Raw genomic sequence first — 13,812 nt, forward strand, 5'->3', positions numbered from 1 at the left:
GAAATGTGGGAAAAGCTATGGGAAATCAATAGCCAGAAGTATGAAAAGAAAGGTGATCAGCTATACGCGGATGGCGATCTAAAGGATGCCAGGCTGGAATACATCAAGGCATTGGAGATCTTAAGCCTGCATCAGATCAATGACGAGAATCTGGAAAAAAAGGTTGAGATAATCAATCGCGAATTAATGGCTGAGCACGAAAAAAAAGCCCAGGAATATATTGACAGTGGTAATTTCAGTGAAGGCATCGCTGAACTTGATTTCATCCTCTACCTTACAGGCGACGAGAAAAAGCAGAAAGAGATCGAGAAAAAGTGCAAGGACCTTTATAAGAAGGTCAGCATGCAGAAGTCGGACGAACTGGCTGGTGAACATTACAAGAGCGGCTGCTCCTTTCTTGGTACCGGTGATCTGGGAGAAGCCATGGTCGAATTCAAGGAAGCCTTGAAATACGGAAGTTTGAGCGTTGAATTTCATGATGAAATCATGGAAAAGCTTTCTGAAGTCGAGGAAAAATTTGCCAGACTCTACATATCCAAGGGAGACGAATTCCAGAACCGGGGTAAGACCGCGCTGGCAATCAGCGAATACGAACGGGCCCTGGCTTTCCTGGAGTACAACAAGGAACTGCGGGACAAAGTGATGGCTAAACTTGAAAATCAGGACAAGACGGATGATCCAAGCGACGAGGAATGGGATGCTGCATATTCCAATTTCAGAGAGAGTTTGAACAAGTATCTGAATTTCGATTTCCGGCCTGTCTCCTACTGGTTTCCCAATGCCCTGAATCCTTATGAAGAAGGGTATCGGGTAGCTAAAAAGAATCTCGGCCTTGTCTATCTTAAGAAAGCCCGGAAGCATGAAGAAGACGGGCAATTCAATCTGGCGCTCAAAATTTATCATGAAGCGAGCAGTTATTTTGATCCGGTCGAGATCGAAAATCAGGAAATCCGGAAGAAACTGAAGGATCTGAAGAGCAAAGTAGATTGAAATGGATCTTGAACTTGTAGCAGGCAGGATCAAAGACCTGCCCACTTTACCGATAGTCGTAAACAAGATCGTAACACTTGTCGAAAATCCTAAGGCTTCAGCTGCCGACCTGGCTAAGATCGTCAGCATGGATCCTGCTTTAACCACTAAAATCCTGACTGTCGTCAATTCTGCGTTTTACAGTTTCCCTAGAAAAATCAGCACTATTTCACATGCTGTGATGATACTCGGATTTGGAGATGTCAAGAATATCGCCCTCTCAATCTCGGTTTTTAACATTTTCAAGGGAAAGAAATCCGAAGCCCTGAACCTGCCGGAATTCTGGAAACATTCCATCGGAGTCGGGGTGGCGGCCAGGCTACTCGGAAAAAGGGTGAAATATCCTGAAGCTGAAGAGGCTTTCATTGCAGGGTTGCTGCATGATGTGGGGAAAATAGTCTTCCAGAGATTTTTCTCAACAGAATATGCCAAAGTCATCCAATACTGCCAAAGCCACAGGATCTGGATCAGAGAGGCAGAAAAGGCAATTTTAGATGGGACAGACCACAATGACATCGGGGAAGTGGTTGGCGAGAAATGGAAACTTCCTCCACGCCTGGTGCGTGTGTTGAAGTACCACCATACACCCCTCGCATCTCCGGAAGCCGATATGCTGACCTCGCTGGTGCACGCAGGGGACGTTTTCACCAGGATCCGCAAGATCGGTGATGGCGGAGATGGAAATTTCATACCGCAACTTGTGAAGGAAATCTGGTATAAACTGAAAATCTCTCCTGAAGAACTGAATAAGGTCTATCTGGAACTGGATGATGAGATGCAGAAGGCCATGGAATTTCTGGAACTGGCTAAATGAATGAGAATGAAAACGAAATTCTTAAGGAAATTTCTGATCTCAAGGATGCTTATTTCAACTTGCTGTCCAGCCTTTTCAGACTGTCCGAAGCAATCAGCTTCAAATTCAGCCTGGAAGAAATCTTCCTGATCGCGCTTGAACTCCTGAATTCAGCCAAACCTTATTATTACGGAGCCATCTTCATGTCAGCCGGAGATTCTTATGAACTTAAATACTCCATGGGGGACTCTGCCAATCAGAAAAGAATCCGTGACTTGTCTGCTGAACTGTTCCCATGGGTTTTGACCGGGCAGAAAAAAGTGTCTGTTCTGCCGGATTTTGACGAAAGGACAGGGGCTGAACTGGGAAGCACGATTCTGATCCCGCTTCTTTCAAAGGAAAAACCGCTCGGCATCATCAGCCTGCTTTCCAAGAGTTCGGCTGAAGTTTATCTGAAACAGGATCTGGAGCTTTTTTCCATCATTGGAAACCAGACTGCAGTAGCCATCCACAATGCCCTCCTTTATCAGACGATGGAAGAGAAGAATCGCGAACTGGGTAATCTGAAAAATTATCAGGACAATATCCTGGAAAACATCGAAAACGCGATCCTGGTGACGGATCTTTCGGGAAAAATCACCACTTTCAACCGCTCCGCAGAAAAACTCTTTGGGTTCACTCATGAAAAAGCCTTGTCTCAGAGTTTCAGGACTGTATTTCCTGGGAAGGGCGGGGAGAGTCTCGGCATTGCACTTAAGAATGCATCTGATCTTCAGCACACTGAAGTGATCGAGGTGGAGTTCTATGCCCAGCTCAAACCGATCCCGCTTGAAATCACGGTTTCACCGTTGATCGAGATCGGCTCCGGTATCTCAGGATTCATCATTTCCTGCCGCAATCTTTCCCAGTCCCGTGAAATCGAGAGACTGCGAGAAATCGACAGGATTAAATCCGAGCTGATCTCCAATGTCTCGCATGAACTCCGCACTCCGTTGACCTCCATCAAAGCTTACGCAGAAACTATGATCAACATGATCGACAATGGAGAGAGTGAAACAATCACCGAACGTGATTTTCTGAGCGTTATCGACAGCGAGACTGAGCGGTTAACAGGTTTAATCGACGAGCTTTTGACCTTATCACAGCTGGAGAGTAAGCGTGTGAAGCTTAAGCTTGAGGAATTCGAGGTTGGCGCATTGATCCACGAAGTGGAAGTCCTGGTGCGCGAACTGATCAAGAAACGGGAGATCACTTTCAGCTTTGGCATCAGGGAAAGCGTGACAATCAAATCCGACAGGGAAAAGATAAAGCAGATATTGGTAAATTTGGTCAGCAATGCTGTAAAATATAATAAGGAAAAAGGCAAGATCAAGGTTACCCTCAGAAAAGTCGGGGGAGAATGCATGATCAAGGTGGCTGACACCGGCATTGGAATCCCTAGGGATGCGAAGGAGAAAATCTTCAACAGGTTTTTCAGGGTAGACAGCTCCATGACTTATGAGATATCAGGTACTGGTCTTGGTCTTTCAATCTGCAAGGATCTGGCTGAGTTCTGCAGGGGACGAATCAGTTTCAGCAGCAGGCTGGGTTACGGCAGCGTTTTCAAGCTTTTCCTGCCGCTGGAGCAATAAATAGGATTTATGGTCAAAATTTTCCTGATCAATGAACTTGGATCCGCTGAAATTCTAGTCCAGAAGGATGAACTTCAGTGTTTCAAAATCAATTCAGGCCGTTTTCAGGGTAACACCCTGTCCGAACTCGGAATCGCCGGTTTTCAGCCTGATGTAAGCTATTTTGTTGATTTCATGTCCGAAAAAGCAGATCGGATCGGGCTGCTTGTCAGTGATGAACAGCTGAGTCCGGAACAGACATTTGAACAGAAACTTGAACTATTGCGGCGCCATTTCAGGCGCAGAATCGAGGCGCGGGAGAACGAACTGCGGGAGTTGGAGAGAAGCCTTGATTCCAGCATGCAGGCCATGACCGACCTGTACGAGGAGCTGTCGGCTCTCTATGATCTGGCCAAACTCACAGGGAAAAAAATCGTTACGTTTTACGATGTGGATCAGCTCCTGAGAGAAATACTATACCTGGTTTCTGAATCCGGTCTTTTCAAAGCTGACGGCATTGTAATCTCCACCATCGACGATTCCACTGGAATCACTTCCAGGATTGCAGGATGGGACAAGGAGTCCAACGCTGTGATTGACATGCTTCCCACTCACGTTGTCTGGGAAAAGATGCACCGCCTGGTTGAGATTTCCGTAAACAATAAACATTCACTCCTCTATCCAGGAGATGGTGTCCCAGATGGCTTGGATGGGAAAATCGATTCTTTCGTCCTGGTCGAACCGATTTTTACCACTGAAAACAAACGCCTGGGTGCAATCCTGGTCTATCGCAGCTACGAAGAAATCAGTGAGAAACTTCGGAATTTTCTGTCAGTGATAGGCTCGCAGGTCAGCCTGATTATTTCGCTGGGCAACACTTTTCAGGAGATTTTAAACAAGAAAAAGATGGAGAGAGAACTGGAACTGGCCGCGGACATCCAGAAAAAACTGCTGCCCAAGAAGCATCCTTTTGTGATGGGTTGGGATATTTATGGGAAAATGAGCACAGCCCGTGTGGTGGGAGGTGATTATTTCGATTATTTCCTGGACGACAGGGAGAGAAATCTATCCGTGATCATCGCCGATGTCTCAGGAAAAGGAATTTCAGCGGCACTGGTGATGGCTACTTTCCGGGGAATCTTGAGAACAGTTTTCAGCGAGTCTGTTGAGATCAGAACAGTGATCGAGAAATTGAACAACACCTTAAGGGACGATGTCGAAGGTGAGAAATTTGTGACCCTTTTCCTGATCAAGATCGATCTGCAGACTGGAGAAGCACATTACATCAAAGCCGGGCATAATCCCCCGCTCTTTTTCAAAAGCAGCGAAAACATGATCAGCAAAATGGAAGGCGCAGGCCTTTTTTTAGGGATGTTCGACGATCTGATGCTTGAAGTGATCAACACTTCGATAGGCATGCAGGATGCTTTACTTCTATACACTGATGGCGCAATTGAGCTTGTCAACCAGCAGGACGAGGAATACGGGATAGATAAACTCAAGTTGACTTTCCAGGAGTCACTCAGCGAAATAATGGTCAATTCCGTCTGCCAAGTTTTCAGTCAGATCGAGAATTTCAAGGGAACCGGCGACTGGTTTGATGATGTCACCCTGATTGGAATCCGCAGAAGTCCTTTCACCATACGTGAAGCAGCCTTTAGTTCAGATTACCATGAATTAAGATCTTTCAGCTGCAATCTTCAGAAGGAGCTGGAAACAGAATATCCCGACATCATCCAGAGCGAAGACTGTTACAATCTGCGTCTGATCGTGGATGAACTCGTGACCAACGCCATTCAGCACGGAAACAAGAAAGATCCAAACAGGAAAGTTAAAATAACCTGTAAATCGGACCACAGGGGAATCCATCTCATTGTCTGCGACGAGGGGGATGGATTCAACTGGCAGGAAGAAATGAGGCAGGCGCAAGTAATTAATATTTACAAGACCCGGGACAGGGGTATGCTGATCTGCCTGAATCTATCTGAGTCATTCTACTACAGTAAAAAGGGGAATGAAGCTCACTTGGCACTATACTGGAGAAAATATGAAAAAAATCTTACTGGTTGACGATGAAATTCATATCCTGAATATCCTCAAGTTCAATCTCGCCAAGAAGGGATATGATGTCGTCACTGCCGGAGACGGAGCCAAGGCTCTGGAGATTCTTGCGGGATTGATTCCTGACTTGCTGATCATCGATGTGATGATGCCGAAGATGACAGGTTTCGACGTCTGCAGGGAAATGCGGAAGGACCAGAGATTAGCCGAGGTTCCGATCGTCATGCTCTCTGCCAAAAGCCAGAAGGAAGATCTGGCCAGGGGAGAGGAAGTTGGTGTGAGTGCATACCTGACCAAACCGTTCAGCCCGATTGCCCTGTTGAACAAGGTGGACGAGCTGTTAGCGGTCAGGAACGATGGAAGGGAGAAATAGTGGAAAAAGCCCTGCAAATTAGAGAATGGCTCTTGGATAAAAAAGGACTGGATATTGTGATCATGGTACCGGAGCACGATATACTGGTGGATAAATTCATGATAGTCACAGCCGGATCAGTCAATCAGATCGCCGCTCTGGCCGAACATCTCAAAGAAAAATGCCGAGGTCAGTATTTCCGTATGGATGGTGAACCTGAGTCTGAATGGGTAGTGGCGGATCTTTCAAATATTCTAGTTCACATTTTCAGTGAGAGAATGCGCAGAATCTACAACCTGGAAGAACTGGGAAAAGAAATCGAATAATTGCTCAATCTGGAAGAAGCAGCCGGGAGGAACTGGCGATGGATAATCAACTTGAAATTCTGAGGGAAGACCTGACTTCGTTTGACGGAATTGTATGGAAAAACGCCATTTCCAAGCTGGCCCAGATCGGCAGCGAAGAAGCCAAAGATATTCTTTTAAAGACCCTCAACGATGAACGGCCTGATGTGCGTTCATTCACCAAGAAAGCGCTTGAGAAGATCCAGCTCAAGGACTCGGAGTCTGACTTTCTAATCAAACTCAGGACAAAGATCATCAGTGCGGACGGCAAAGAAGTGAATGCCGCGGATTTCGAGCGCATCCTGGAAGGTACTCCGAACTATAAAAAAAGGATTCTCATGATCCAGGAGACCGCCAAGATCAAAGACAAAAAGGTTCTGCCGGTTCTGGTCAAGAATCTCGAAAAGGAAAAACATCCTTTTGTCGTTGCCACTCTCGTTAAAGCCATTGGCGCTTACAGCGACGAGCGCTTGATACCTTTATTGCAGCAATATCTCAAGCACAAGGACAACCGTGTACGGGCCAACACTATCGAGGGTCTGGAAGCCATCGGCTCGCAGAAGGTAGTGCCTGCCGTATTGAAGTGCCTTGACGACACTGACAACCGTGTGAAAGCTAATGCCATCAAATGTCTGAATCACTTCGGTGCTTCGGAGGTCAAGAATGCACTTGAAACCATGATCAATTCAGGCAATGAAGAATCTCTCAACAGTGCAATCTTTGCCCTGAGGGTGATCAGCGGACTGTTCGCAGTGGAGAAACTGAAGGGAATCCTGGAATCCAATTATTCCACCCGGGTCCGCTTCAGAGCCAAAAACGCCATGCTGGAGCTTGTAATAGACGGAAATGAAAATGCCATTAACATGGTGAATACGGATAAGATTTTTCTGGAAGAGCTGTATCTGGAAAATCTAGTGGGTTTAAAAGATAAAAGCTTCTTCCGTGGCAGGGAAATCACCTGGGTTGGAGAAGTATTATATGTTGTCCCTGAAGACGAACTTTTCCTGCTCAAGGATTCCATATCTCATGAACGTTTCGCCTTACTCTGTCCTGGCACGCTGATCGAAACAGAGATAGTGGAAGTTGAAGGGGAAATTGTTGATTTTATTGACAATTCACTCCCTGTGATCAAAGCGAGAAAGGTGGCCAAACTGGTATGAGCAAAATAATTGTGCTTTGTGGAGGCCTGTCCCGTGAGAGGGAAGTCTCCCTGCGTTCCGGGGAGAACGTTTATCAGGCTTTGAAAAGACTGGGATATCAAGCTTCCCTGCTGGACCCTGCCCAGGATTTTTATTCTGAACTGAAAAAAATCTCGCCTGACCTTGTATTTGTCGCGCTCCACGGGCATGGCGGTGAAGATGGATTGATCCAAGGACTGCTGGAATACAACAGGCAGAAATATACAGGTTCCGGCGTGTTCGCCTCCGCCCTTTGCATGAACAAGGTATACTGCAAGATGATGATGGAGAGGATGAAGGTCAAATCTCCTAAATATGTTAATATAGGGCGTTTTCTGACTGATGAGAAACTGAAAGAATGTTTAGCACTTGAGTTTCCGCTGATCATCAAGCCGATTTCAGAAGGATCTTCGATTGGCGTACAGATCATCAAGAGGAAGGACCATCTGGAAACCTTCCTGGCCGAGGGCATCCAGAAATATGGCGATTACTTTGTCGAAGAGTGCATTACCGAGAACATAGAAATTACGGTGAGCGCGATCGGCTCCGGCGAGAGGATCAAGGTGCTGCCGATCCTGGAACTGGTTCCAAAATGTGAGTTTTATGATTATCAGGCAAAATATACCAAAGGCATGACCGAGTTCCACATTCCGGCGAGGCTTCCGGAGCAGGTTTATAACCATTCTTTTGAGATGGCGCTAAAGATTTACAGGGGTATCGGCCTGCGGGGTTTTGCCCGTGTGGATATGCTGGTCAAGGGGCGCGATGTCTATGTGACCGAGATCAACACAATTCCCGGCATGACCGATACTTCCGACCTGCCTGCCTCAGCCAAAGCGGCTGGAATTGGTTTTGATGAATTAGTGGATTTCATCGTCAAAGATGCTCTTGAATATTACGTGGAACATCCACTGGAGCCACGGAAAGATTAGCCTGTTCGGCCAGCTATCTCTGCTTGACTCCGCAGTGGTCGCAAACGTTCCGGGCCGTGAGTATCCTGGCTCCACAATTGTAACACTCGTAATAATCTTCTTCGGCTGAGCCGAAAGGGACAGCACCTCGCTTGAAAAAATAATTATCCATTTCCTGCGATTTCAGGAGTTTCCGGGCTTCATCCTGCAGTTTAGACGATTCAGGGGTTTTGATTTTAGAGAGGGCATAGATTGCACTCTCGATCTGATATCGTTTCCCTGATTTAATCATGGCTTTGAGAGTTGTCATGGTTTTCTGCAGCCCCATCGATTTCAAGTAATTGGCAGCATTGGCTTTGACGCGGGCGTCCGGGTCTCTCAGGAGAGGGATGATCCTTTCGCAGAGGGCGTCTTTTTTCAGAAGTGAGAGTGTATCTATAGTATTGGCCTTTACCCTGGAATCGTGGTGGGAAAGAAAGGAGAGCAGAGAATCCGCGTCCTGCGATTCACCGAGAACTCCAAGGCAACTGATCAGAGTGGCAAGCACGAAAACGTCCTTTTCCTCGGATAATTTTTTGATCAGGACTTCTTTCTCGATTTTTTCCTGTCTGGAAGTCAGTTTTTTCAGAAATTCCACTTTTTCGTCTGGAGTTCCATCATCCAGCACTTTCGGATCAATTTTCTTTTCTCCGCTCTGGAAAAGGGTTTCATTCTTGCGCTCCTTTTCCAGTTTATGCAGGAACAGATCATAGTATTTCCTTGCCACTGAACGGAGCTCCGGATTTTCATCCTGCTTGAAGACTTTTTCCAGAAGCGACAAGCGTTCAGTTTCATCTATCTTACTCTGGAGCAGGCTGCGCAGGGCAGTACGTCTTACTTCAACATCTTTGGAGTCGAGACTGTTTTTGATGTTAAGCAGCATAATACCTCCACTTTCTCAATTTTCTACATATCATTCCAAAGAATGTAACAATAATTTCAGAAAATTTCCACTTTCATGCTGTATCCGGTTGAATTCCGAAATGCCTGAAAAGTGTTCCAGCCGTGTTCAGGTTGTCGCTTCGCTGGAACAGGCAGTGTTTAAGGAGGAGACAGAACAGGTCCCGGTAAAAGTCCGTTTTTTGCACCCTGGAACAGAGATCGAGTGTCTGCGGGAAAACCGAGTGAAGTTCAGTGCTGGACGCCTGAAAGGCTTGAAGCAGAGCAGTGTCCCTGGCACAGGATTCGCAGACCGGTCCGCCTGACTGCAGGGAAAAGAAGGCTATCTCTGAAAGTTCATGCCTGCATTCGGCGCAGGAGCTGAAATCTGGAAACCAGCCCAGTTCCTGCAGCAATAGCGCGAAAAACCAGAGGGTTCTGGGTAAGCTGTCGTCCTGTGAAGTTTCAAACAGGAAATTCTTGAAGTTTGAAAATATCAGCTGATCCGGTTCCGGCAGGTCCCTTCCGATGATTTCGGCGAACAGATTGGCCGAATAAAAGAAGGACAGGTCTGTAAAGCCGATCCTGCTGATTTTTTCTGCTCCTGTAAGTATGTAGTAATCCTTGTGCGGGACGACTCTGATCCGTTCCAGGGAAAGCAGTTCTCCGCAACCTGCGAAGGCCGAGCAGGCTTTACCGGTCTTTCTCATCAAGGCACTGATTTTTCCGGATCCGGCAGTGTAATAATGGACGAACAGATTTCCTCTGCCTGTTGGATAATGATTGAGTACGATCCCTTCTGCTGAAAATGATTTTAAAGCTTGAGCCATTCTTTATAATTTATGCCAGCTGGACTGGTATTGAGAACAAAATCATTAAAAAATAAAAAAGTCCTGCAAAAGCAGGACTTCTTATTTCAGTCAGTAATCGGTTCAAGGAACAGCAGTGAAGACCGTATTGACCGGAGCTACAGTGCTTGAGGCGAAAGTGGCCTGCGGGGAGGTAGTGGCACGGGTACCGTTGATGTAAATCACCACTTGCGTTCCGGAAACTCCACCAGGGAGTCCGTTGTTTACATCCTGGGTGTATGCGCTGAAAGTTGGGACCTGGTATGCAGTAGTTACCACAATTGCTCCGCAGAAATTGGTGGTGGGTCCAGGCGGATAGGAGCAAAGGGCATAAATCCTGTCATTGGCTGCAGTGCTGCTGCCGGTTGAACTGTAAAACTGGGCTGCCAGGGGAGTCAATTGATAGTACTGGGCTTTGATTGAGCTGGAAACAGCCGTGCTGCTGGAACTGTCGCGAATTATGAAAGCAGTGTAGGAATAGACTTGGCCACCGCTGACGCTTGTATCATAATAATGATACAAAGTTCCAGTTGCGGCTGTAAATCTTGTGATCAGGGTTCCCTGGCTGGTAGTCGCGGGAGCGGTTGTGCCTGAGAGGCGCCTGATCTCGACGGAAGTGCCGCCATTCAGGTCTGCAGGAGTTTTCCAATACAGATCGATTTCAGTGGAATCCCAGGGCAGGGCTACGAAAGACGCCACTGGATTCGGCTGCGGCTGCTGTGGAGGAGTGTAAATGCCATCTACCATTCCACCCTTTATCTGATGATAGATATGGGTGAAATTCACGATCACATTATTGGCCTGATTGGTCACACTGTTGACCAGGAAGATCGGAGCGCGATAGGAATTGCCGGGCAAGGTCGCATGACCATTGATGCTCGGGTTGTAAAGGCATGGGATATATCCATAGTAATGTCCCTGAACAGGCTGGATCCCGCTGGAATTATAAGCGCTCAGATAGAGATTCAGGAGGCCGAAGGTCACATAAGTTGCTGTGACCGACTGGGTGGTTCCCACTCCAGGATTCAGGCTGAGCGGAATCGCAGTCAGGCTCGTGCCCAGATCGACTATGGAATAGGCGTAAATTCCGTTTGATCCTGGAGGGCCGCTGTGGACAAAGTCATAAGTAAAACCATTGCTTTCGTCGGCTACGGATCCGTAATCCGTGGTACTGGTCGGACCCCAGTAAACCTCAGGAGTTTCGGAACTGATATTGAAGGCCTGGTATTCGGCCGGAGGCGGAGTTACCGGGTTACTCACTACGACCTGTCTGGTGAGTGTCTGAGGTGTTGATTTCAGGTTGGAATAGAAAGAGAAACTGAAATTATAAGTACCGCTCGATTTGAGCGTACCGTCAGTGTTGAGATAGCCCTGGTAGCTGGAGGTCGGGTGGAAGTAAATCGCAGTGTTGGTGGAATTCATGCTGAAGTCCGTCACAGGCGTGGACTGCGCTTCTGAATCATATGCCAGGAGTGTAGTGTGGGCAGTATTCGGATACAGATAGGAGGTTTTCGAGAGTGAGGTGCTGCTGCCGACTTTAGTGATCGTAACAGTCGCCCAGTAATAATAATCTTCAGTGACTCCGACAGGCCCGGAAAATGTGAGTGTTCCCTTGATCGGGTCGCCGACAGTAAAAGTGGTGGCACTGTTGTCGGGATTGGTCGCCACGAGGCTCGTGACTGTAGGAGGAGGTACAATGGTCTGCGGATTCGTAAGCAGACTGACGTTGAGATTCGGACTCAGTCCGACAGACGTAAGCTGCTGGGATGAAATGCTGCTGCCCTGATACAGGGTGGCGCATTTTTCATTGCTTTGCGTCTTGCTGACTTCGATAGTGTCTACGCCGACATACGCCGGTTCCCAGCTGCTGCCTTTCATCAGAAGGGCATAGCTGAAGATATACAGGCTGCTGCCCGGAAGGGCTGAGACGACTGCTTCATGATTAACATAATCGACGAAGGCACCGCCCATGAATTTGAAATTGGCGTCATTGATTGTGTAAGTCTGTCCGATTGTAGGGACTGTGAATGAAGTGAAAGTCGTGGATTTCATGATTCCAGGGGCTGCTTCTTTCTGAGGGGCGCACAGCTGACTTGTCCCGCAGATCTGCCAGATCATGATTCCCATTTTACCGGCCGACTCAAGCTGGGTTTCAGTAGTACCGGCCACAACCAACTCTTTTCCGGGGGCTGCTAAGCCGGTGAACGGACTGTCGACAAGTCTGACGCTGATCTTGAGCGGTACAGTGGACTGGTTTGAGTCAGCGCCGACCATGGCTGATTCACCGCCGCCTCCGCCACCTCCGCATCCTGAAACTGCCAGCATCAGTAAAGATGCTAAAAAAATCGCGATGTATTTATACATTTATTTCCTCCTCTCTTTATTTACCATTTCACCTTGACCTGACCCATTTCACCACTTTGGCTGGTTCCACCTGAAGTCGGCTTGTCTTCTGTCAAGGTATTGGAAGTTGTGTTGTTGATCACATTGTTGACATACTTCTGCATTTCCTGATTAGTGCTGGTGTCTGAGGTCCCGGTTGTAGCTTTAGTGAAGTCACTGGAGGTGAATTCCTGTGCCACCTGCTGCACGGTCTGGGTCAGCTGCTGGATTTCGAGTCCGGTATTCTCCAGGGAAGCTGCAGCGGTAGTTGTACTCTTAATACCAGTATTTTTAATGTTTTCACTTTCCTGAATTCCCGTATTTCCAGTACCCGTATCACCGGTTGCAGGAGTGGCCTCTTCCATCTGCTTGACCGCATCCTGGAAGGTTTCCACTGCATTTCCTATCACATTACCTTTTTGGTCAAATTTTGCATTTTCATTTACTTTTTTACTCTCGCCTTCACCTTTTTGCTCACCCTTCTTCTCTTCCATCTTTTTCTTCTCTGCTTCAGCAGCCTTGAGGGCGATGGAAGGAACGAATGACATCTGCTGCCCGGCCTGCACGAGCTGGGGTTTCGGAGTCACACCAGTGAGCAGCGGTACGAATGCCACTGAACCGTTCGTGACTGTCAGTCTCATCAGGTCACGGGTAACTTCGATAATGAATTCGGTGCCACGGACTCCGCAGATGGCGTTCGGAGTAGCCACCTTGAGTGAGTCGTCCTCTTTCTTGGCTTTGGCCCAGAGAGTACCCTTGATCATCTGGATGAAAGAAACTTTTTCCTTGGTATTGGCTTTGCTTTCTGGAATTATGAATTCTGAATCTGGTTTCACGCGGATCACGGCAGTGCCTGAAAGCACAACTTCAGCCTTGCCGTTGGAGAGTGTTTTCACCATATCTCCGATTGCCAGATCCATATTGTCGTCAGCCTTGACCCAGTCGCCTCCTGCTTTCTTCACCCGCACCATGCCCACTTTTTCCTTTAAAAAAGTACGGTTGGGAAATTCATCCTCAGCGTAAACGATCTGCGTGAGGAACAGGATTCCGATAACCAGTAAAATCAGTCTTTTCGCCATGGTTTATTCCTCCTAAAAATTAATATCAAGTTGCAGGTTGAGCAGGGACATGTCACCCACAGTGTCCGCAACCAGGCCGGGCACATAGAGCGTGGAAATATAGCCGCTGTTCAAAACCTTGGCTGCGGGAATCACCGTCTTGTTCGGGTCGCCGTTTGTGTCGATCATGCGGTAGGTGAGCGTCAGGTTGGTATTCGGCTTGTATTTGTGCCGCAGGATCGCGCTGTACACATTCCGGTCGTCTCTCCATTGATTGGCCGCCAGATCGGAGTTGTCGTTGATGTCTTCATAGCGCAGTGTGAGGGAA

The 13,812-nt window shown here is 47.5% G+C and carries 13 protein-coding genes; 8 read left to right on the plus strand and 5 right to left on the minus strand.

From position 1 onward, the window contains the following. The first annotated feature begins 3 nt into the window (after positions 1 to 3). From PHW04_15790 to PHW04_15825, 8 genes are read left to right on the plus strand one after another with little or no spacing between them, the layout of a single operon-like run. Positions 4 to 990, plus strand: coding sequence for a hypothetical protein (locus PHW04_15790; GenBank protein ID MDD2717351.1), 987 nt, complete (start codon positions 4 to 6; stop codon positions 988 to 990). Position 991: 1 nt separating this feature from the next. After that, the gene (locus tag PHW04_15795; protein MDD2717352.1) at positions 992 to 1,843 is read left to right on the plus strand and encodes an HDOD domain-containing protein; all 852 of its coding nucleotides are present in this window, start codon (positions 992 to 994) and stop codon (positions 1,841 to 1,843) included. Beyond that, on the plus strand, positions 1,840 to 3,453 hold the full coding sequence (locus tag PHW04_15800) for an ATP-binding protein (GenBank protein ID MDD2717353.1): 1,614 nt from the start codon (positions 1,840 to 1,842) through the stop codon (positions 3,451 to 3,453). Before PHW04_15795 ends, PHW04_15800 begins: the two co-directional genes overlap by 4 nt. 9 nt (positions 3,454 to 3,462) lie before the next feature. Then, positions 3,463 to 5,502, plus strand: a complete 2,040-nt coding sequence (locus PHW04_15805; protein ID MDD2717354.1) for a SpoIIE family protein phosphatase — start codon at positions 3,463 to 3,465, stop codon at positions 5,500 to 5,502. Further along, the gene (locus PHW04_15810; GenBank protein MDD2717355.1) at positions 5,480 to 5,866 is read left to right on the plus strand and encodes a response regulator; all 387 of its coding nucleotides are present in this window, start codon (positions 5,480 to 5,482) and stop codon (positions 5,864 to 5,866) included. The genes PHW04_15805 and PHW04_15810 overlap by 23 nt, the downstream gene beginning before the upstream one ends. Continuing rightward, positions 5,866 to 6,171: a ribosome silencing factor gene (rsfS, locus tag PHW04_15815; protein ID MDD2717356.1), complete on the plus strand. Its 306-nt coding sequence runs from the start codon at positions 5,866 to 5,868 to the stop codon at positions 6,169 to 6,171. The genes PHW04_15810 and rsfS overlap by 1 nt, the downstream gene beginning before the upstream one ends. A 38-nt stretch (positions 6,172 to 6,209) precedes the next feature. Next, positions 6,210 to 7,349 (plus strand): HEAT repeat domain-containing protein, encoded by a 1,140-nt coding sequence (locus PHW04_15820; GenBank protein MDD2717357.1) that lies wholly within the window; start codon positions 6,210 to 6,212, stop codon positions 7,347 to 7,349. After that, positions 7,346 to 8,299 carry a D-alanine--D-alanine ligase gene (locus PHW04_15825; GenBank protein MDD2717358.1) on the plus strand — a complete coding sequence of 318 codons (954 nt, stop codon included), beginning with the start codon at positions 7,346 to 7,348 and terminating at the stop codon, positions 8,297 to 8,299. Before PHW04_15820 ends, PHW04_15825 begins: the two co-directional genes overlap by 4 nt. Before the next feature lie 13 nt (positions 8,300 to 8,312). Here PHW04_15825 and PHW04_15830 read toward each other — a convergent pair whose 3' ends face one another. The 5 genes from PHW04_15830 to PHW04_15850 all read right to left on the minus strand — a co-directional run. Continuing rightward, a complete protein-coding gene (locus PHW04_15830) occupies positions 8,313 to 9,200 on the minus strand; it encodes a HEAT repeat domain-containing protein (GenBank protein ID MDD2717359.1) in 888 nt (295 codons plus the stop codon). Positions 9,201 to 9,273: 73 nt separating this feature from the next. Then, entirely contained in the window at positions 9,274 to 10,026 is a 753-nt protein-coding gene (gene recO, locus PHW04_15835) for a DNA repair protein RecO (GenBank protein MDD2717360.1), read from the minus strand. Between the two features lie 102 nt (positions 10,027 to 10,128). Then, complete coding sequence (locus PHW04_15840; GenBank protein MDD2717361.1) at positions 10,129 to 12,408, minus strand: hypothetical protein; 2,280 nt, start codon at positions 12,406 to 12,408, stop codon at positions 10,129 to 10,131. A 20-nt stretch (positions 12,409 to 12,428) separates the two neighbouring features. Continuing rightward, positions 12,429 to 13,505 (minus strand): FecR family protein, encoded by a 1,077-nt coding sequence (locus tag PHW04_15845; protein ID MDD2717362.1) that lies wholly within the window; start codon positions 13,503 to 13,505, stop codon positions 12,429 to 12,431. Between the two features lie 12 nt (positions 13,506 to 13,517). Then, a partial coding sequence (locus PHW04_15850; protein ID MDD2717363.1) for a hypothetical protein occupies positions 13,518 to 13,812 on the minus strand: 295 nt, incomplete at its 5' end.

The sequence above is a fragment of the Candidatus Wallbacteria bacterium genome (genome assembly GCA_028687545.1).
Taxonomy (GTDB): domain Bacteria; phylum Muiribacteriota; class JAQTZZ01; order JAQTZZ01; family JAQTZZ01; genus JAQTZZ01.

Coding starts and splice junctions, on each gene's coding strand:
- PHW04_15790 (MDD2717351.1), top strand. CDS start 4: ATGTGGGAAAAGCTATGGGAAATCAATAGCCAGAAGTATGAAAAGAAA.
- PHW04_15795 (MDD2717352.1), top strand. CDS start 992: ATGGATCTTGAACTTGTAGCAGGCAGGATCAAAGACCTGCCCACTTTA.
- PHW04_15800 (MDD2717353.1), top strand. CDS start 1,840: ATGAATGAGAATGAAAACGAAATTCTTAAGGAAATTTCTGATCTCAAG.
- PHW04_15805 (MDD2717354.1), top strand. CDS start 3,463: ATGGTCAAAATTTTCCTGATCAATGAACTTGGATCCGCTGAAATTCTA.
- PHW04_15810 (MDD2717355.1), top strand. CDS start 5,480: ATGAAAAAAATCTTACTGGTTGACGATGAAATTCATATCCTGAATATC.
- PHW04_15820 (MDD2717357.1), top strand. CDS start 6,210: ATGGATAATCAACTTGAAATTCTGAGGGAAGACCTGACTTCGTTTGAC.
- PHW04_15825 (MDD2717358.1), top strand. CDS start 7,346: ATGAGCAAAATAATTGTGCTTTGTGGAGGCCTGTCCCGTGAGAGGGAA.
- PHW04_15830 (MDD2717359.1), bottom strand. CDS start 9,200: ATGCTGCTTAACATCAAAAACAGTCTCGACTCCAAAGATGTTGAAGTA.
- recO (MDD2717360.1), bottom strand. CDS start 10,026: ATGGCTCAAGCTTTAAAATCATTTTCAGCAGAAGGGATCGTACTCAAT.
- PHW04_15840 (MDD2717361.1), bottom strand. CDS start 12,408: ATGTATAAATACATCGCGATTTTTTTAGCATCTTTACTGATGCTGGCA.
- PHW04_15845 (MDD2717362.1), bottom strand. CDS start 13,505: ATGGCGAAAAGACTGATTTTACTGGTTATCGGAATCCTGTTCCTCACG.